Raw genomic sequence first — 18,847 nt, forward strand, 5'->3', positions numbered from 1 at the left:
CCTTCACACAATGACAATAATATCGCCGAATTCGGCTCTTTTCTGGAGTCGCGTTGATGATTATAAGAAACAGTAGTGGTCGCCAGAGGTTCAGCCTTCTGGTGAGCGTCGTGGTCTGTGCGCTGTCTACCCATACGGCCTATGGCTGGCAACAAGAATATATCGTTGATGCTATGTCAGGTCATACGGCTGAACGTTATACATGGGACAGCGATCACCAACCACGCTATAACGACATACTTGAAGAACGCATTCGTTCCACGAAGAGCGTGGCGGGTCCGGTGGTGAGCCTGGCGGACCAAACGACGCTGGATACGACCAGCGGTATGAGTATGGGCTGGAATTTCCCCGTGTCCAGGCAAGTGACGACCGGCCCGATTGCAACCCTGCATTATGACGGTTCGGCAACGTCCACCTATAACGAGTTTGGCGACAGTGCGACGTCCGTCACGCAGACCGATCCGTTATGGCATGCCAGCGTTAGCACCTTAGGCTGGCGGGTTAATTCGCAGTTTGGCGATGTGCGTCCGTGGGCGCAAATCAGCTATAACCAGCAGTTTGGCGAGAATATCTGGAAGGCGCAATCGGGCCTCAGCCGGATGTCCGCGGCGAGTCAGGACGGTAACTGGCTGGATGTTACCGTGGGTGCCGATATGCTGCTCAATCCGCATATGGCGGCCTATGCTGCGCTCTCTCAGGCGGAAAATAGCACCAATAACAGTGACTATATGTACACCATGGGAGTAAGCGCAAAATTTTAACGCCAACATGCGTAAATAAAACAACTCCGTTACATATTAGAACCAATAATCACACGCGTCTCAGTGATAGCGGACACTCATTTGTGTGAAAAAATCGGTTAGCTGAATAATTGTCTCGTCATTCATTCCGCAATCCAGGCATTTCATTCCGTTCTGATGGCACTTCATGCCGTTTTCCCCTCGTCATAAATGCACTTCGGTATGGTTGTTGGCAGAGAATTTCCCATTTTGCTTATGCAGGAATACTGCCATGAAAACTTCTGATTATCAGCGTACCCGGTGGCTGACCCTGATCGGCACCATCATTACCCAATTTGCCTTAGGTTCGGTTTACACCTGGAGCCTGTTCAATGGCGCGCTTTCTTCAAAGCTGGATGCGCCGGTCAGCCAGGTGGCTTTCTCCTTTGGCCTGTTAAGCCTGGGCCTGGCGATTTCTTCTTCTGTCGCCGGGAAACTTCAGGAACGTTTTGGCGTGAAACGCGTCACCATGGCATCCGGTATCCTGCTGGGCGTGGGCTTCTTCTTAACCGCACACTCTGACAGCCTGATTATGCTGTGGCTGAGTGCGGGTGTGCTGGTGGGCTTAGCGGATGGTGCGGGCTACCTGTTAACGCTGTCCAACTGCGTAAAATGGTTCCCTGAGCGTAAAGGGCTGATTTCCGCCTTTGCTATCGGCTCTTATGGCCTCGGCAGCCTCGGCTTCAAGTTTATCGACACTCATCTGCTGGAAACCGTCGGGCTGGAGAAAACCTTTGTTATCTGGGGCGCGATTGTGCTGGTGATGATCGTCTTTGGCTCTACGCTGATGAAAGATGCACCAAATCAGGAAGTTAAAACGGTGAATGGCGTGGTCGAGAACGACTACACTCTGGCGCAATCGATGCGCAAACCACAGTACTGGATGCTGGCAGTGATGTTCCTGACCGCGTGTATGAGTGGGCTGTATGTCATTGGTGTGGCAAAAGATATTGCACAAACTCTGGCGCATATGGATGTGGCGACAGCGGCCAATGCGGTGACGGTGATTTCCATCGCTAACCTGTCAGGCCGTCTGGTGCTGGGCATCCTGTCCGACAAGATTTCCCGTATTCGCGTTATCACCATTGGTCAGGTTGTTTCGCTGGTCGGTATGGCGGCGCTGTTATTCGCACCGCTGAACGAAGCGACCTTCTTCGCGGCGATTGCCTGTGTGGCCTTTAACTTTGGCGGTACGATTACCGTGTTCCCGTCCTTGGTCAGTGAGTTCTTTGGCCTGAATAATCTGGCTAAAAACTATGGGGTTATCTATCTGGGCTTCGGGATTGGCAGCATCTGTGGGTCCATCATCGCTTCCCTGTTTGGCGGTTTTTACGTGACCTTCTGTGTCATCTTCGCTCTGTTAATCATCTCGCTGGCGCTGTCTACCACCATTCGTCAGCCTCAGCGTAGCGTATTTACCGAGGCGCACGCCTGATTCTATTAGTGGTGTCATTAATACCTGGCGCATATATTTACAAAAATATATGCGCCATTTTCATTCTCTATAAGCACTTTTGCGTTTACCTGTGGTCTACTTACTCGCGCCCGTAGACATTTCAAACTCTGCCGTTGTCGCATCTTTCACCTGCCCGGTCTAACTGACTGTAAGTAGGGTTTTTTATCCCGTTTTCCAGGTTTTATTGATGAGATATATTAAGTCGATGACGCAGCAGAAGCTCAGTCTCTTGCTGGCAATCTATATCGGTCTGTTTATGAACTCCGCTGTATTTTACCGTCGTTTTAGCGGATATGCGTACGAGTTCACCGTCTGGAAAGGAATCTCTGCGGTTGTTGAATTAGCTGGCGCGGTGCTGGCAACCTTCTTTTTACTTCGTCTTCTCTCTTTATTTGGCCGACGCGCCTGGCGTGTACTGGCGACCTTTGTGGTGCTGTGTTCCGCAGGTGCCAGCTATTATATGACCTTCCTGAACGTGGTGATCGGTTACGGCATTATTGCCTCGGTTATGACCACCGATATTGATTTATCGAAGGAAGTTGTGGGCTGGCATTTTATTGCGTGGCTGGTTTCGGTCAGTATTTTGCCGTTGCTCTTAATCTGGAATAACCGCTGTCGCTACACCCTGATAAAACAGCTGCGCACGCCAGGTATGAGATTTCGCAACGTGGCGGTCGTTTTGCTGGCGGGGATCATGGTATGGGCGCCGATTCGTCTGCTCAGCATGCAGCAGAGATCCGTCGAGCGTGAAACCGGCATCGATTTGCCCAGCTACGGCGGCGTCGTGGCAAACTCCTATCTGCCGTCAAACTGGCTCTCCGCGTTAGGGCTGTATGCCTGGGCGCAGGTTGATGAGTCCTCAGACAACCAATCGCTGATGAACCCGGCGAAAAAATTCACTTATGTTGCCCCCAAGAATCTCGATGACACCTACGTGGTGTTTATTATTGGTGAGACCACGCGCTGGGATCATATGGGGATTTTTGGCTACGAGCGAAATACCACGCCAAGACTGGCTCAGGAGAAAAACCTGGCGGCATTCCGTGGGTATTCATGTGATACCGCGACCAAATTGTCGCTGCGCTGCATGTTTGTACGTCAAGGTGGTGCGGAAGAAAACCCACAGCGGACGCTGAAAGAACAAAACGTTTTTTCTGTACTCGGTCAGTTAGGGTTTAAAACAGACCTTTACGCGATGCAAAGCGAGATGTGGTTCTACAGTAATACCATGGCGGAAAACATCGCCTATCGTGAACAAATTGGCGCAGAGCCGCGTAACCGTGGCAAAACGGTTGACGATATGCTGCTGATTACCGAAATGCAGCAATCCTTAAAGCAGAATGACAGCGGTAAGCGCCTGATTATTCTGCATACCAAAGGTTCACACTTTAACTACACGCAGCGCTACACTCGCGAGTATGCACAGTGGAAGCCTGAGTGTGTGGATGTCGATAGCGGCTGTTCGAAAGAACAGATGATTAACTCTTTCGACAACTCGGTGACCTATGTCGATCACTTTATTACCAAAGTGTTTGATCAACTGCGCGATAAGAAAGCGATAGTGTTCTATGCCGCCGATCACGGTGAGTCTATTAACGAACGTGAGCACCTGCACGGTACGCCGCGTAAAATGGCGCCGCCAGAGCAGTTCCGCGTGCCGATGATGGTGTGGATGTCGGATAAGTATCTGGAAGACCCCGATCATGCGAAGGCGTTTGCTCACCTGAAGCAAGAGGCGGATATGAAGGTCCCGCGCCGCCATGTGGAACTGTATGACACCATTTTGGGTTGCCTCGGTTATACCTCGCCAAACGGCGGTATAAATGAGAACAATAACTGGTGCAACGTTCCGGGCGGGCAGAAAGTCGCGGCGCAGTAACCGGCCTGCTGACTTTCTCGCCGATCGAATGGCATTTTGATACGAAGGGATTGACGGGCGCACACCTGAGCAGTAAGATGCGCCCGCATTCGGTGATTGGCGCAGCCTGGTAGCGCACTTCGTTCGGGACGAAGGGGTCGGAGGTTCGAATCCTCTATCACCGACCAAATTAGAAAAGCCCGCTCTTTGATTCACGAGGATGAGAACCTCCGGGGGTAAGAGGTTCGACTCGAACGTAGTGAGAGAACGTTGCGCCAGCAACGGCCCGCAGGGCGAGCCACGCAGTGGCGAGTCATCCTCTATCACCGACCAAATTTAAAGCCCTGCTCAACGAGCAGGGCTTTTTGCATTTGAAGCCGAGAGGATTTGTAGGCCCGATAAGTGCAGCGCCATCAGGCAATTAAAGCGTGCGGGAGTCTGCATCGTCGGATGGCGGCGCAGACGCCTTATCCGGCCAACGGGCCGCTTCCCCGTTTCATCTTCATTTCGCCTGCAAAAATTGTGTACCACTTCCCACTGTCTGTTAACGATTCTGTGACATATTCCATTGTCTTTTTTTATATTTGCTTGAATCTTTTTTTGCGTTACTTATGGCTGAACCTAGCATTTTCCGCTGTGCGCTTTAACGTTCATGGTATTAATCGCTCAGATATGCAGCATTCATTAAGAAATTTTTCACATTTTGCATAAATGTTAATCACTAAACGTTGCTAAATATGAAGATATTTATTCTGGTATAGGCCGCGTAGCACAAATTTCCCTGCTGAAAATGCCCCTCTGCACTTTTTTTAATCTTTGTTTGCGAATTCTCACCGTTGGCGTAAATCACGGTTACCTGTATTGACGTTTTCACATTCTGTTGACAGATTGTAGGGCATGAGGGGCATTTCATGGAGAATCCGCACTGCAACTCAGTCGCTTATGTGAACGGAATCCCCATCCTCTTAACGCCGACCCGGCCGGGTAAAAAACAAAAAAGGCCAGGCGGTGCAAACCCACTGCAAAGGGTAAAACAACAAACATCACATTTGGAGCAGAAGAATGAGTATTTCCTTGAAGAAGTCAGGGATGCTGAAGCTTGGTCTGAGCCTGGTGGCTATGACCTGCGCCGCAAGCGTACAGGCTAAAACTCTGGTTTATTGTTCAGAAGGATCTCCTGAAGGCTTTAACCCACAGCTTTTCACTTCTGGCACAACCTATGATGCCAGCTCAGTACCGATCTATAACCGCCTGGTTGAGTTCAAAACCGGTACGACTGAAGTGATCCCGGGCTTGGCTGAGAAGTGGGAAATCAGCGAAGACGGTAAAACCTATACCTTCCACCTGCGTCAGGGCGTGAAGTGGCAGGACAATAAAGAATTTAAACCGACGCGTACCTTCAACGCTGATGACGTGGTGTTCTCCTTTGACCGCCAGAAAAACGCCCAGAACCCGTACCATAAAGTCTCTGGTGGCAGCTATGAGTACTTCGAAGGGATGGGCTTGCCGGATCTGATCAGTGAAGTGAAGAAAGTCGACGATAACACCGTCCAGTTCGTACTGACCCGCCCGGAAGCACCGTTCCTGGCAGATCTGGCGATGGACTTCGCGTCTATTCTTTCCAAAGAATATGCCGACAACATGCTGAAAGCTGGCTCCCCGGAGAAAGTGGATCTGAACCCAATCGGTACCGGTCCGTTCCAGATGCAGCAGTACCAGAAAGACTCGCGCATTCTGTATAAAGCGTTCGAAGGTTACTGGGGCACCAAGCCCAAGATCGATCGTCTGGTCTTCTCCATCACCCCTGACGCATCCGTGCGTTACGCCAAGCTGCAGAAGAATGAGTGCCAGGTGATGCCGTACCCGAACCCGGCTGACATCGCGCGTATGAAGCAGGACAAAAACCTCAACCTGCTGGAGCAGGCGGGCCTGAACGTCGGCTACCTCTCTTTCAACACCGAGAAGAAACCATTTGATGATGTGAAAGTGCGTCAGGCGCTGACCTACGCGGTGAACAAAGAAGCGATCATCAAAGCGGTATATCAGGGCGCAGGCGTTGCAGCCAAGAACCTGATCCCGCCAACCATGTGGGGCTATAACGACGACGTTAAAGACTACAGCTACGATCCGGAAAAAGCCAAAGCGCTGCTGAAAGAAGCGGGCCAGGACAAAGGCTTCACCGTTGAACTGTGGGCGATGCCGGTACAGCGTCCGTACAACCCGAACGCACGCCGTATGGCTGAAATGATCCAGGCGGACTGGGCGAAAATTGGCGTCCAGGCCAAAATCGTCACCTACGAGTGGGGCGAGTACCTCAAGCGTGCCAAATCTGGTGAGCACCAGGCGGTGATGATGGGCTGGACCGGGGACAATGGGGATCCGGATAACTTCTTCGCCACCCTGTTCAGCTGTGCGGCAGCGAAAGACGGCTCCAACTACTCTCGCTGGTGCTACAAGCCGTTTGAAGATCTGATTCAACCGGCCCGCGCGACCGACGACCACAACAAGCGTGTTGAACTCTACAAACAAGCTCAGGTAGTGATGCATGACCAGGCGCCTGCGCTGATCATTGCTCACTCCACCGTGTATGAGCCCGTGCGTAAAGAAGTCAAAGGCTATGTGGTTGATCCATTAGGCAAACACCACTTCGAAAACGTCTCTATCGAATAATTAAAAGCAATTAAGGAAGCGCTGCGCCCCGGTATTGTGTAGGCCGGATAAGCGCAGCGCCATCCGGCGTAGTGCTTTACCCACAGTTGTTTATGCGTGGGATAAGATTTGTGAGCAATACAGATTCACGGTTCCAGGCCGTGCGTCATTAGAGAGAATCCGGGTTATGTTGCAGTTCATTCTCCGACGTTTGGGACTCGTCATCCCTACGTTTATCGGTATCACTCTTCTCACCTTTGCCTTCGTCCATATGATCCCCGGCGATCCGGTAATGATCATGGCGGGTGAGCGTGGGATCTCCCCTGAGCGTCATGCTCAACTGCTGGCTGAACTCGGTCTGGATAAACCGATGTGGCAGCAGTACCTCCATTACATTTGGGGGGTTATGCATGGTGACTTAGGCATTTCGTTAAAAAGCCGCTTGCCGGTGTGGGAAGAGTTCGTGCCACGCTTTAAAGCGACGCTGGAACTCGGTGTCTGCGCCATGATGTTTGCCACCGCGGTAGGCATTCCCGTTGGTGTACTCGCCGCGGTTAAGCGTGGTTCCATTTTCGATCACACCGCTGTGGGTCTGGCACTGACCGGTTACTCCATGCCTATCTTTTGGTGGGGCATGATGCTGATCATGCTGGTTTCCGTGCAGTGGAACCTGACGCCGGTTTCCGGGCGGGTGAGCGACATGGTGTTCCTTGATGACTCCAACCCGCTGACCGGGTTTATGCTGATCGACACCGCCATCTGGGGTGAAGAGGGTAACTTCATTGATGCCGTGGCGCATATGATCCTGCCCGCGATGGTGCTGGGCACCATTCCTCTGGCTGTTATCGTGCGTATGACCCGTTCGTCAATGCTGGAAGTGCTGGGCGAAGATTACATTCGTACCGCGCGCGCCAAGGGGCTGACGCGGATGCGCGTGATCGTCATTCATGCTCTGCGCAACGCCATGCTGCCCGTGGTGACCGTTATCGGTCTGCAGGTCGGTACGCTGCTGGCAGGGGCTATTCTGACCGAAACCATTTTCTCGTGGCCGGGTCTGGGGCGCTGGCTGATTGATGCGCTGCAACGCCGTGATTATCCGGTAGTGCAGGGCGGTGTATTACTGGTAGCGACGATGATTATTCTCGTCAACCTGCTGGTAGACCTGCTGTACGGCGTGGTGAACCCGCGTATTCGGCATAAGAAGTAAGGGGCCATCATGTCACAGGTTACTGAAAATAAAGTTATTGCTGCACCGGTGCCGATGACCCCGTTGCAGGAGTTCTGGCACTATTTTAAACGCAACAAAGGTGCGGTCGTTGGCCTCGTTTATGTGGTCATCGTGCTGTTTATTGCCATTTTCGCCAACTGGATTGCGCCCTATAACCCGGCGGAACAGTTTCGCGATACGCTGCTGGCACCTCCTGCGTGGCAGGAAGGCGGCTCGTGGGCGCATCTGTTCGGTACTGACGACGTGGGACGCGATGTGTTATCGCGCTTGATGTATGGTGCACGATTGTCGCTGCTGGTCGGCTGTCTGGTGGTGGTGCTGTCGCTGGTGATGGGGGTTATCCTCGGCCTGGTGGCCGGTTATTTCGGCGGTATTGTTGATAACATCATCATGCGTGTGGTCGATATCATGCTGGCGCTGCCGAGTCTGTTGCTGGCTCTGGTGTTAGTCGCCGTATTTGGCCCATCGATAGGTAACGCGGCGCTGGCGCTGACGTTCGTGGCGCTGCCGCACTATGTGCGTCTGACACGTGCCGCCGTGCTGGTGGAAGTGAACCGCGACTACGTCACCGCCTCTCGCGTAGCGGGTGCCGGTGCGATGCGCCAGATGTTCGTTAATATTCTTCCTAACTGTCTTGCGCCGCTGATTGTTCAGGCGTCGCTCGGCTTCTCTAACGCCATTCTCGATATGGCCGCGCTTGGCTTCCTGGGCATGGGCGCGCAGCCGCCAACACCGGAATGGGGCACTATGCTCTCCGACGTGTTGCAGTTCGCGCAAAGTGCCTGGTGGGTCGTGACCTTCCCGGGTCTGGCGATCCTGCTGACGGTGCTGGCATTTAACCTGATGGGTGACGGTCTGCGTGACGCGCTCGATCCCAAACTGAAGCAGTAAGAGGTTCGAGATGGCGTTATTAAATGTAGACAAGTTATCTGTACATTTCGGCGACGTTGGCGCCGAATTCCGTGCCGTAGACCGCATCAGCTACAGTGTGAACCAGGGCGAAGTGGTGGGGATTGTCGGGGAATCCGGCTCCGGTAAGTCCGTCAGTTCACTGGCGATTATGGGGCTGATTGACTACCCCGGGCGCGTGATGGCGGAAAGCCTTGAGTTTAACGGCCGCGACCTGAAACGCATCTCTGAAAAAGAGCGTCGCCAGCTGGTGGGTGCTGAAGTGGCGATGATTTTCCAGGATCCAATGACCAGCCTCAACCCTTGCTACACCGTCGGCTACCAGATTATGGAAGCCATTAAGGTGCATCAGGGTGGCAACAAGAAAACCCGTATTCAGCGGGCGATTGACCTGCTGACGTTGGTGGGCATTCCTGACCCGGCTTCACGTCTTGATGTGTATCCGCACCAGTTGTCTGGAGGCATGAGTCAGCGCGTGATGATCGCCATGGCGATTGCCTGTCGTCCGAAACTGCTGATTGCCGATGAACCGACAACCGCGCTGGACGTGACTATTCAGGCGCAGATCATCGAACTGCTGCTGGAGCTTCAGCAGAAAGAAAATATGGCGCTGGTGTTGATTACTCATGACCTGGCGCTGGTGGCAGAAGCGGCACACAAAATCATCGTTATGTATGCCGGTCAGGTGGTGGAAACCGGGGCTGCACACGATATTTTCCGCGCGCCCCGCCATCCGTATACCCAGGCATTGCTGCGTGCGTTGCCGGAGTTTGCGCAGGATAAAGCGCGTCTGGCCTCATTGCCGGGCGTGGTGCCGGGTAAATACGACCGCCCGAACGGTTGTCTGTTGAACCCGCGCTGTCCGTATGCCACGGACAAATGCCGTAGCGTAGAGCCGGAGCTGAACATACTGGGCGAAGGTCGCCAGTCGAAATGCCACTACCCACTCGATGATGCCGGGAGGCCCACACTATGAGTACGCACGAGGCCACCTCGCAACAGCCATTGTTGCAGGCAATTGACCTGAAAAAACACTATCCGGTGAAGAAGGGGATGTTCGCCCCGGAGCGCCTGGTTAAAGCGCTGGACGGCGTGTCATTTACCTTAGAGCGTGGCAAAACGCTGGCGGTGGTTGGCGAGTCGGGCTGCGGGAAATCAACGCTGGGTCGCCTGCTGACGATGATTGAAGTTCCGACCGGCGGAGAGCTGTATTATCAGGGGCAAGATCTGCTCAAGCATGACCCGCAGGCGCAGAAGCTGCGTCGGCAGAAAATCCAGATTGTGTTCCAGAACCCGTATGGCTCGCTGAACCCGCGTAAGAAAGTGGGGCAGATTCTGGAGGAGCCGCTGCAGATCAATTCCTCGCTCAACAAAGAGCAGCGTCGTGAAAAAGCGCTGGCGATGATGGCGAAAGTGGGCCTGAAAACCGAGCACTACGACCGCTATCCGCACATGTTCTCCGGTGGTCAGCGTCAGCGTATTGCCATCGCCCGCGGTCTGATGCTCGACCCGGACGTGGTGATTGCCGACGAACCGGTCTCCGCGCTGGACGTTTCTGTGCGTGCACAGGTGCTGAACCTGATGATGGATCTGCAGCAGGATCTGGGGCTGTCCTATGTCTTTATCTCCCACGACCTGTCGGTAGTGGAACATATTGCCGATGAAGTGATGGTGATGTATTTAGGTCGCTGCGTGGAGAAAGGGACCAAAGATCAGATCTTCAACAATCCGCGTCATCCGTACACCCAGGCGCTGCTCTCTGCGACGCCGCGTCTGAACCCGGACGACCGTCGTGAGCGCATCAAGCTGACCGGCGAGCTGCCAAGCCCGCTGAATCCACCGCCGGGCTGCGCGTTCAACGCCCGCTGCCGCCGTCGTTTTGGTCCTTGTACCCAGCTACAGCCGCAGCTTAAAGATTACGGCGGTCAGCTGGTGGCGTGCTTTGCCGTAGACCAGGATGAGAATCCACAGCAATAAGCGTGGGTTATGACCCAATAACCGGAGCCTTGTGCTCCGGTTTTTTTATATTTCGTTTTTACTTCCACAATGTGAGTCCATTGGCAGAACATTATTCCACAGCGTCTAGAATGTAGTCAGATTCTTGAGCGTCACCGAAATATCTACTTCGCAGTTGCTAACTACCTGGAGCAAATGTGGTCACGATACGCTGGGATATTAAAACAATTGATCGCCTGTCTATGGTTGAGGATGTCCTGAAGGAGTTTTCCTGCTGTGATATTAATATCATCTCAATGAAGGTGACGGCAGGCCGGATCCTGATTAAATCCTGGTGTCGTCAGTTGCAGGATATTTCCTGCGTGCAATCCAGCTTAAGTCAGCGTGCCGATATTATTAACGTTGCTTACTTTTGCGAAGAGATAAGCGAACTGTCGATGCCCGAAGTGGAACGCCCACGCTATTTTTCAGACATTATTTGCAGCAGCCAGAGCATGCAGGCACTGATCGAAAAAGCGATCAGAATTGCGGACAGCAAATATACCGTCCTGATCCGCGGTGAAACCGGCACCGGTAAAGAGCTGCTGGCCCGAGCGATTCATAACTCTGGCCAGCGCAGCTTTTATCCATTTATTCCGGTTAACTGCTCTGCATTACCCGAGTCGCTGATGGAGAGTGAATTCTTCGGATACGAAAAAGGCGCCTTCAGCGGTGCGGACGGTAAAGGCAAAAAAGGGCTGTTTGAAATGGCGGATAAAGGCACCCTTTTCCTGGATGAATTTGGTGAGATGCCGCTGAATTTACAGGCCAAATTACTGCGAGTACTGCAAGATGGCGGGATCCGCCGCGTGGGCGGGGCGCAGATTATTCCGGTTAACGTGCGTATTATTGTGGCGACCAACGCCAATCTGGAAGAGATGGTTGAACAACGCCTGCTGCGCGCCGACCTGTATTATCGAATTAACGTCCTCTCCCTGACTATTCCTCCGTTGCGGGAACGCCCGCAGGATCTCAGCCTGCTGATCCGCCATTTTGTGCAGAAATATGCGAAAGAATTTCAGCGCCGGTTAATTTTGGATAAAGGCTGCTTTGATGCCATGCATCATCATGGTTGGCCGGGGAACGTGCGCGAACTGGAAAACACCATTATTCGTCTGATGTTGATGGCAGAATCTGATGTGATTACCCGAGAGGATTTGGGTATCGAAAATATAACCTCAGTTAATCAGGCCCGCGGTGGACAGCCTTTTAAACAGCAGGTTCAATGCGCTGAGCGTCAGTTGATAGAGCAGATGATGGATGAGAATGTTTCATCGCGGCATATTGCCAAAGTGCTGGGGGTGTCGCATACCACGGTACTGAATAAAATCCGTAGCTATCAGCTGGAGAGCGTGGAGTAAGCGCCGTCAGGGCTGACGGCGCTGTCATCGGGTTATTTAATTCGTCATTCAATCAGCTTCAACAGCGGTGACAGGCACAGCAACATTCCGTACAGCAGGATAAGCCAGGTTTTTACCCCGCGCAGTTTTTCCAGCTGTGTGACTTTATAAATCAGGAAGAACGGAATAATGCACGAGACGATACCGTAAAGCGGGCTACCCAACTGGAAGAACACCAGTACTGATACGCGGAACGACACCCAAATCACCAGCGTGGTGACGATAAAGGCGCAAATCCCCAGCGTCAGAACCAATGGATTAATTTTCTCAACGTCGATAACACGACCCAGTACGTTAAGAATAATACCCTTCATGGCCTCGTGGAATCCCAGATAAATACCGAAGAATGCTGTCAGTACGGCAAAAATATTCAACACCGTGGAGGTGATGTGAATAATTTGTCCTGGGATAACTTGAGCCGCCAGCGCCAGTGCGGAAATATTTTGTTCGAAGGCTGAGACCGCTTCTTCATGGCTAATAGAGAAGGTAAAGGAAAATGAGAAGAACAGAATGACTGCAATCAACGTAATATAACTGATGCGGTGGGTACGAATGACCATGCGCGTAGCCAACACCCGGTCTGACACCCGTTTGCGGTAGGCGATATTCATGGGGTTCAGTACCTGAATAAACACCGCCGAGAAGAAACAGAACGGGATGGTTAGCAGGACATCGCGGAAGAAGACACCCGCCTCAGGGAATGCGCTGATATTATTAAAGTTCCAGTGCGGGACCATCGCAAAGCCAAATACAATGATGATGCCAACTTTTACCACCACCATCGGGCCGGAGATTTTGAACAGCAGCTTTTCTCCGCCGGAAGCAATGGCAACCAGCACCGCAAAAATCGCGACTTTGTAGATAATTGACTGCGAAAGATCGGCATCGGTGAGTCCGAAGGTTTTGATATAGGACGCACTGTCAAAAACAACCGATAATGAATAAATAAAGATGCCGTGGATAATCATCAGAAAATAGATGACGCCAAGAAATACGCCCCAGTTCTTACCTAAATAATGACTAATAATATCGGTGTAGTCATTACAGGTTTCACTTTCAGAGAGCGTTTTTAAATAAATGTCCTGCACAATATAGGTGGCGGGATAAGCAATAATAAAGGCGACAATAAATACCCAAATACCGGTTAAACCAATTTGTACCGGCATCAGCACCGTTCCGGCGCCAATTGCCATGCCGATGCAGAGTAATACCCAACCAAAATCGTATTTTGTAAAAGGTAGCTTTGTTGAGAAGGATGCGGCGGTTGCTGTAGTGTTGCTTAATTGTAATGTGTTGTCCTGCATAGAACCCCCTGCCGAAAATACACGCTCTCCCCCCGAAAAGGAATTACGTGTATAGCCAGGCTGTTGTGCCTTGATTCTCAACGGCCTGAACCGATCTGCATCGGTTCAGGCCGTAATAGTCAGAATGTTGCCTTTCTGATGGCGTGTTCAAGGTCGTTAATAATATCTTCTGGATCTTCAAGACCAACAGAAAGACGGATAAGTCCGTCGGTAATACCTGCTTTAAGCCGTTCCTCTGGCGCAACGGGCGAATGTGTCATAGACGCTGGGTGCTGAATGAGGGTTTCGGTGTCACCGAGACTGACCGCGAGGAGGCACAATTCTACAGAATTGATCATCCGTCTGCCAGCCTCGAGGCCGCCGGCGATTTCGAAGCTGATAATTCCTCCCGGCAGGCTCATCTGACGTTTACCCAGCTCATACTGCGGATGTGAAGGTAAGCCAGGGTAATACACGCGGGTAATGGCCGGATGCCCTTCCAGGAAGCGGGCAATTTTTAACGCGTTTTCACAATGGCGCTCCATTCGGATGCCCAATGTTTTCACGCCGCGCAGCGTCAGCCAAGCGTTGAACGGACTCATGCAGCCGCCGGTGATATCTTTCAGCCCGACGAATCGTGCCTGGTCGATAAATTCCTGCTTGCCAACAATCACACCGCCAATCACGTCTCCGTGGCCGTTGATGTACTTGGTCACGCTGTGCACCACGATGTCGGCACCTAACAGCAGAGGTTGCTGGCAGTAGGGCGACATAAAGGTGTTATCCACGACCAGCAATGCGCCTTGCTGATGGGCGATCCCGGCGACCGTTTCAATATCAACCAGCGAGAGCGTTGGGTTTGCTGGTGTTTCGATATACACCACTTTGGTTTCCGGGCGCATGGCCGCGCGGATTTCTTCCGGCTTGGCGGCGTCGACGAAGCTGACGTTAATGCCGAACTTCGGCAGGCTGTGTGACAGAAAAGCGTGAGTACAGCCGTAAATGGCACTGGCGGAAACGATATGGTCGCCCTGCTGGCACAGGGTCAGCAACGAGGTGGTGATGGCTGAAATACCGGATGCAGTTGCCAGCGCGGCATCGCCTCTTTCCAGCACAGCCAGCTTTTTCTCCAGCGCGTCGGTGGTGGGGTTTCCAAGGCGCGTATAGATGTAGCCGGGTTCTTCAAGCGCAAAGCGGGCGGCGCCCTGTTCGGCACTGTCAAAAACGAAGGTTGACGTCTGGAAAATAGGCGTACTGAGCGCGCCAGTGGAAGGGTCGGGTTGTTGGCCCGCATGAACGATCTGGGTATTGAATCCGTAAGCACGACAGTCAGACATGATATCTCCTTTGATTCGGAACAGAACAGCTCACAGTCAAATAGCAATCGCTGTGCCAGAAAATGAATGTATAGATATCAATGTGTTAGTAATTTAATCATTTGAGATGCCGTCAGGAAAGTTGCCAGCTGGCAAATAACTTTCCAGTTACGGCGAGATAAACGTGAATGCGAGGCTTCACGCAGACGGGGTACTGGCGAAGTGGTTTGGGTGATGTGTTACCGCAGAATCATCGATAAGCCGGGCTTGTCCGGTGAAGCGTAATCTTGCGGCCTTTTTCGCCTTTCTGTCGGTAACTTTCCACGCCAGGCGTCAAACCTGCGGCGAAAATACGCGATGGGAACTTTTCAGATAGCGCCTCTCTTAATAACGCTATGATCGGGTATACTCTGACGGCAGTTTTATTTATCCATGGAGAGTCAGTTTGCGTGTCAGTCGCTCGTTAACAATTAAGCAGATGGCGATGGTTGCGGCCGTAGTCATGGTGTTTGTTTTTATTTTTTGCACCGTTTTGCTGTTTCATTTGGTACAGCAGAACCGCTATAACACGGCTACGCAACTGGAAAGTATCGCCCGCTCTGTACGTGAGCCCCTGTCGGCCACCATTCTGAAAGGGGATATCCCCGAAGCGGAGACGATTTTACGGCGAATTCAGCCCGCGGGCGTGGTTAGCCGCGCCGATGTGGTACTGCCGAATCAGTTTCAGGCTTTGCGGATGAGCTTTATTCCCGAACGTTCGGTCCCGGTAACGGTGACGCGTCTGTTCGAACTGCCGGTGCAGATCTCGCTGCCGGTCTATTCTCTGGAGCGTTCTGCCAACCCACAGCCGCTGGCCTATCTGGTGCTGCAGGCAGATTCGTACCGTATGTACAAATTCGTGATGAGCACGCTCTCAACGTTAGTGACCATTTACTTACTTTTATCCCTGGTCCTGACGGTGGCGATCTCCTGGTGTATTAACCGCTTGATTGTGCATCCGTTACGTAAAATAGCCCGAGAACTGAATGAGATCCCTCAGCAGGCGTTAATGGGCTACCAACTGGCGTTGCCGCGCCTGCATCAGGATGATGAGATTGGCATGCTGGTGCGCAGCTACAACCTGAACCAGCAGTTGGTGCAGCGCCGCAGCGAAGAGTTGAGCGACTATTCAATGCGTTTTCCGGTCTCCGAACTGCCCAACAAAACGTTTTTAATGGGGCTGCTGGAGCAGGTTGTATCCCGTAAGCAGACCACAGCACTGATGATTGTCACCTGCGAAACGTTGCGGGATACCGCAGGCGTGCTGAGCGAAACTCAGCGGGAAATCCTGCTGCTGACGGTTGTCGAAAAACTCAAGTCGGTACTGGCGCCCAGAATGGTGCTTACCCAGGTAAGTGGCTACGATTTTGCCATTATTGCGCATGGTGTGAAGGAACCCTGGCATGCCATTACATTAGGTCAGCAAGTACTCACTATCATTAATGAGCGTTTGCCTATCCACGGTATCCAACTGCGCCCCAACTGCAATATTGGGGTCGCGATGTTTTATGGCGACTTGACCGCAGAGCAGCTTTACAGCCGTGCGCTCTCTGCGGCACTCACCTCACGCCGGAAGGGTAAAAACCAGATTCAGTTCTTTGACCCGCAGCAAATGGAAGAAGCTCAGCAGCGTTTGACGGAAGAGAACGACATTCTTACCGCGCTGGACAACCAGCACTTTGCGCTGTGGATGCAGCCGCAGGTAGAAATTGCCAGCGGCAAAATACTGAGTGCGGAAGCGCTGTTACGGATGCAGCAGCCGGATGGAAGCTGGGAACTGCCGGAAGGGTTAATCGACAGGATTGAATCCTGTGGTCTGATGGTAACTGTCGGGTACTGGGTGCTGGAAGAGTCCTGCCGCCAGCTTGCTGCCTGGCAGGAGCGCGGTCTGATGCTTCCACTATCGGTTAATCTTTCTGCACTGCAGTTAATGCACCCGAATATGGTGTCAGACCTGCTGGAACTACTAAACCGGTATCGTGTGAAGCCCGGCACGCTGATTCTCGAAGTGACCGAAAGCCGACATATCGATGATCCCAACGCGGCCGTTGCCATTTTGCGCCCGCTGCGTAATGCAGGTGTGCGTATCGCGTTGGATGACTTTGGTATGGGCTACGCCGGTTTACGCCAGCTACAGCATATGAAGTCGCTGCCGGTGGATGTGCTCAAAATCGATAAGATGTTTGTCGACGGCGTGCCTGAGGATTGCAGCATGATCACGGCGATTATTCAGCTGGCGCACAGCCTCGATTTACAGATGATTGCCGAAGGTGTCGAAACCGAAGCCCAACGCGCGTGGTTGGAACAGGCGGGCGTGGAAGTGGCGCAGGGATTCTTATTTGCCCGTCCCGTTCCGGCAGATATCTTCGAAGAACGTTATTTAACGCAGTAATGGGCTGATTACAAAACTTAAAAAAGGGTGCGCTTGTGCGAGCCAGCTCAAAATTTTTAACATTTTTGTATCAATTATGATCTTTGTACATTTCTGTCATGTTGTGTGGGTGTTACTTTAGGGCCGCAGGTTAAATAAAACCTTACAAGACCTGTGGTTTTTACTTTAAGGACACCCTATGAAAACCTCAATATTCAAAAGCCTTTACTTTCAGGTCCTGACAGCGATTGCCATCGGTATTCTCCTTGGCCATTACTACCCTGAATTGGGCGCCCAAATGAAACCGCTTGGCGACGCGTTCGTTAAGCTCATTAAGATGGTCATCGCGCCCGTCATCTTCTGTACTGTCGTTACCGGCATTGCAGGCATGGAAAGTATGAAAGCAGTAGGCCGCACGGGTGCGGTTGCACTGCTTTATTTTGAAGTCGTCAGTACGATTGCGCTGATCATCGGTCTTATCATCGTCAACGTGGTGCAACCCGGTGCCGGGATGAACGTAGATCCGGCCACGCTGGATGCCAAAGCCGTCGCGATGTACGCTGAGCAGGCAAAAGACCAGGGGATTGTGGGCTTCCTGATGGATATTATCCCAGGTAGCGTCATTGGCGCGTTCGCCAGCGGCAACATCCTGCAGGTATTGCTGTTCGCGGTGATGTTTGGTTTCGCGCTGCACCGTCTGGGTAGCAAAGGCCAAATGATTTTCAACGTGATTGAAAGCTTCTCGCAGGTCATTTTCGGCATCATCAATATGATCATGCGCCTGGCGCCAATCGGTGCTTTCGGGGCCATGGCCTTTACCATCGGTAAATATGGCGTCGGTACGCTGGTACAGCTGGGGCAGTTGATTATCTGCTTCTACATCACCTGTATTCTGTTTGTGGTGGTGGTGCTGGGGTCTATTGCTCGTGCAACCGGCTTTAGCATCTTCAAGTTCATCCGCTATATCCGTGAAGAATTGCTGATCGTTCTGGGGACATCATCTTCCGAGTCCGCGCTGCCGCGTATGCTTGATAAGATGGAAAAACTGGGCTGTCGGAAGTCGGTGGTCGGGCTGGTTATCCCTACCGGTTACTCGTTTAACCTTGATGGGACATCGATCTATCTGACGATGGCGGCGGTGTTTATCGCTCAGGCCACGAACAGTCATATGGATATCTTCCATCAGATAACCTTGTTGGTGGTGCTGCTGCTCTCCTCGAAAGGGGCTGCGGGTGTCACCGGAAGTGGCTTCATTGTCCTGGCGGCGACGATCTCCGCTGTGGGCCATTTACCGATTGCCGGTCTGGCGTTGATTCTCGGTATTGACCGCTTTATGTCTGAAGCCCGTGCGCTGACCAACCTGATTGGTAACGGTGTGGCCACGGTCGTTGTGGCTAAGTGGGTGAAAGAATTGGATACCAAAAAGCTGGATGACACGCTGAATAACCGTGCGCAGGATGGCAAAACGCACGATTTATCCTCTTAATCTCGTCACTTCTGCCCGTAGTCCCTTGTAGGGCTACGGGCTCCTGCGCATAATTACCCCCTGTACCTGAAGCCGTCG

General features: G+C 52.4%; 14 protein-coding genes, 1 tRNA gene and 1 other RNA gene. 14 read left to right on the top strand and 2 right to left on the bottom strand.

What is annotated here, in order from left to right; all coding sequences use genetic code 11:
- The first annotated feature begins 56 nt into the window (after window positions 1–56).
- From FDW98_RS22670 to FDW98_RS22730, 12 genes are all read left to right on the top strand, one after another.
- Window positions 57–761: an autotransporter outer membrane beta-barrel domain-containing protein gene (locus FDW98_RS22670; protein WP_096759156.1), complete on the top strand. Its 705-nt coding sequence runs from the start codon at window positions 57–59 to the stop codon at window positions 759–761.
- Window positions 762–1,011: 250 nt separating this feature from the next.
- Window positions 1,012–2,214 carry an MFS transporter gene (locus FDW98_RS22675; RefSeq protein WP_096759157.1) on the top strand — a complete coding sequence of 401 codons (1,203 nt, stop codon included), beginning with the start codon at window positions 1,012–1,014 and terminating at the stop codon, window positions 2,212–2,214.
- A gap of 208 nt (window positions 2,215–2,422) precedes the next feature.
- On the top strand, window positions 2,423–4,114 hold the full coding sequence (gene eptB, locus FDW98_RS22680; RefSeq protein WP_096759158.1) for a kdo(2)-lipid A phosphoethanolamine 7''-transferase: 1,692 nt from the start codon (window positions 2,423–2,425) through the stop codon (window positions 4,112–4,114).
- Window positions 4,115–4,204: 90 nt separating this feature from the next.
- Window positions 4,205–4,281: transfer RNA gene (locus tag FDW98_RS22685), tRNA-Pro, on the top strand.
- A gap of 12 nt (window positions 4,282–4,293) precedes the next feature.
- A non-coding RNA gene (locus tag FDW98_RS22690) (RtT sRNA) lies at window positions 4,294–4,426 on the top strand.
- A 578-nt stretch (window positions 4,427–5,004) separates the two neighbouring features.
- Window positions 5,005–5,241 (top strand): hypothetical protein, encoded by a 237-nt coding sequence (locus tag FDW98_RS22700; protein ID WP_137398959.1) that lies wholly within the window; start codon window positions 5,005–5,007, stop codon window positions 5,239–5,241.
- On the top strand, window positions 5,156–6,763 hold the full coding sequence (dppA, locus tag FDW98_RS22705) for a dipeptide ABC transporter periplasmic-binding protein DppA (RefSeq protein WP_096759161.1): 1,608 nt from the start codon (window positions 5,156–5,158) through the stop codon (window positions 6,761–6,763). The genes FDW98_RS22700 and dppA overlap by 86 nt, the downstream gene beginning before the upstream one ends.
- Before the next feature lie 166 nt (window positions 6,764–6,929).
- Window positions 6,930–7,949 carry a dipeptide ABC transporter permease DppB gene (dppB, locus tag FDW98_RS22710; protein ID WP_096759162.1) on the top strand — a complete coding sequence of 340 codons (1,020 nt, stop codon included), beginning with the start codon at window positions 6,930–6,932 and terminating at the stop codon, window positions 7,947–7,949.
- Between the two features lie 9 nt (window positions 7,950–7,958).
- Window positions 7,959–8,861: a dipeptide ABC transporter permease DppC gene (gene dppC, locus FDW98_RS22715; RefSeq protein ID WP_096759163.1), complete on the top strand. Its 903-nt coding sequence runs from the start codon at window positions 7,959–7,961 to the stop codon at window positions 8,859–8,861.
- A gap of 10 nt (window positions 8,862–8,871) precedes the next feature.
- On the top strand, window positions 8,872–9,855 hold the full coding sequence (dppD, locus tag FDW98_RS22720) for a dipeptide ABC transporter ATP-binding protein (RefSeq protein WP_096759164.1): 984 nt from the start codon (window positions 8,872–8,874) through the stop codon (window positions 9,853–9,855).
- Window positions 9,852–10,856: a dipeptide ABC transporter ATP-binding subunit DppF gene (gene dppF / locus FDW98_RS22725; protein WP_096759165.1), complete on the top strand. Its 1,005-nt coding sequence runs from the start codon at window positions 9,852–9,854 to the stop codon at window positions 10,854–10,856. The genes dppD and dppF overlap by 4 nt, the downstream gene beginning before the upstream one ends.
- Window positions 10,857–11,032: 176 nt before the next feature.
- Window positions 11,033–12,235 (top strand): sigma-54-dependent Fis family transcriptional regulator, encoded by a 1,203-nt coding sequence (locus FDW98_RS22730; RefSeq protein ID WP_096759166.1) that lies wholly within the window; start codon window positions 11,033–11,035, stop codon window positions 12,233–12,235.
- A 44-nt stretch (window positions 12,236–12,279) separates the two neighbouring features.
- Here the strand turns inward: FDW98_RS22730 and FDW98_RS22735 are convergent, their stop codons facing one another.
- Window positions 12,280–13,578: an amino acid permease gene (locus tag FDW98_RS22735; protein ID WP_096759167.1), complete on the bottom strand. Its 1,299-nt coding sequence runs from the start codon at window positions 13,576–13,578 to the stop codon at window positions 12,280–12,282.
- Between the two features lie 119 nt (window positions 13,579–13,697).
- Entirely contained in the window at window positions 13,698–14,894 is a 1,197-nt protein-coding gene (gene megL, locus FDW98_RS22740) for a methionine gamma-lyase (RefSeq protein WP_096759168.1), read from the bottom strand.
- Window positions 14,895–15,318: 424 nt separating this feature from the next.
- Between megL and hmsP the strand changes: the two genes are divergently transcribed.
- The gene (gene hmsP, locus FDW98_RS22745) at window positions 15,319–17,304 is read left to right on the top strand and encodes a biofilm formation regulator HmsP (protein WP_096759169.1); all 1,986 of its coding nucleotides are present in this window, start codon (window positions 15,319–15,321) and stop codon (window positions 17,302–17,304) included.
- A 178-nt stretch (window positions 17,305–17,482) separates the two neighbouring features.
- Window positions 17,483–18,769, top strand: a complete 1,287-nt coding sequence (locus tag FDW98_RS22750; protein ID WP_096759170.1) for a dicarboxylate/amino acid:cation symporter — start codon at window positions 17,483–17,485, stop codon at window positions 18,767–18,769.
- The last annotated feature ends 78 nt before the right edge of the window (window positions 18,770–18,847 follow it).

Origin of the sequence: Citrobacter sp. wls711 (genome assembly GCF_005281055.1) — a bacterium.
GTDB classification, from domain to species: domain Bacteria; phylum Pseudomonadota; class Gammaproteobacteria; order Enterobacterales; family Enterobacteriaceae; genus Citrobacter; species Citrobacter gillenii.

Bases quoted from the DNA above. Each gene is read 5' to 3' on its own strand.
- FDW98_RS22670 (WP_096759156.1), top strand. From the start codon at position 57: ATGATTATAAGAAACAGTAGTGGTCGCCAGAGGTTCAGCCTTCTGGTG.
- FDW98_RS22675 (WP_096759157.1), top strand. From the start codon at position 1,012: ATGAAAACTTCTGATTATCAGCGTACCCGGTGGCTGACCCTGATCGGC.
- eptB (WP_096759158.1), top strand. From the start codon at position 2,423: ATGAGATATATTAAGTCGATGACGCAGCAGAAGCTCAGTCTCTTGCTG.
- FDW98_RS22700 (WP_137398959.1), top strand. From the start codon at position 5,005: ATGGAGAATCCGCACTGCAACTCAGTCGCTTATGTGAACGGAATCCCC.
- dppA (WP_096759161.1), top strand. From the start codon at position 5,156: ATGAGTATTTCCTTGAAGAAGTCAGGGATGCTGAAGCTTGGTCTGAGC.
- dppB (WP_096759162.1), top strand. From the start codon at position 6,930: ATGTTGCAGTTCATTCTCCGACGTTTGGGACTCGTCATCCCTACGTTT.
- dppC (WP_096759163.1), top strand. From the start codon at position 7,959: ATGTCACAGGTTACTGAAAATAAAGTTATTGCTGCACCGGTGCCGATG.
- dppD (WP_096759164.1), top strand. From the start codon at position 8,872: ATGGCGTTATTAAATGTAGACAAGTTATCTGTACATTTCGGCGACGTT.
- dppF (WP_096759165.1), top strand. From the start codon at position 9,852: ATGAGTACGCACGAGGCCACCTCGCAACAGCCATTGTTGCAGGCAATT.
- FDW98_RS22735 (WP_096759167.1), bottom strand. From the start codon at position 13,578: ATGCAGGACAACACATTACAATTAAGCAACACTACAGCAACCGCCGCA.
- megL (WP_096759168.1), bottom strand. From the start codon at position 14,894: ATGTCTGACTGTCGTGCTTACGGATTCAATACCCAGATCGTTCATGCG.
- FDW98_RS22750 (WP_096759170.1), top strand. From the start codon at position 17,483: ATGAAAACCTCAATATTCAAAAGCCTTTACTTTCAGGTCCTGACAGCG.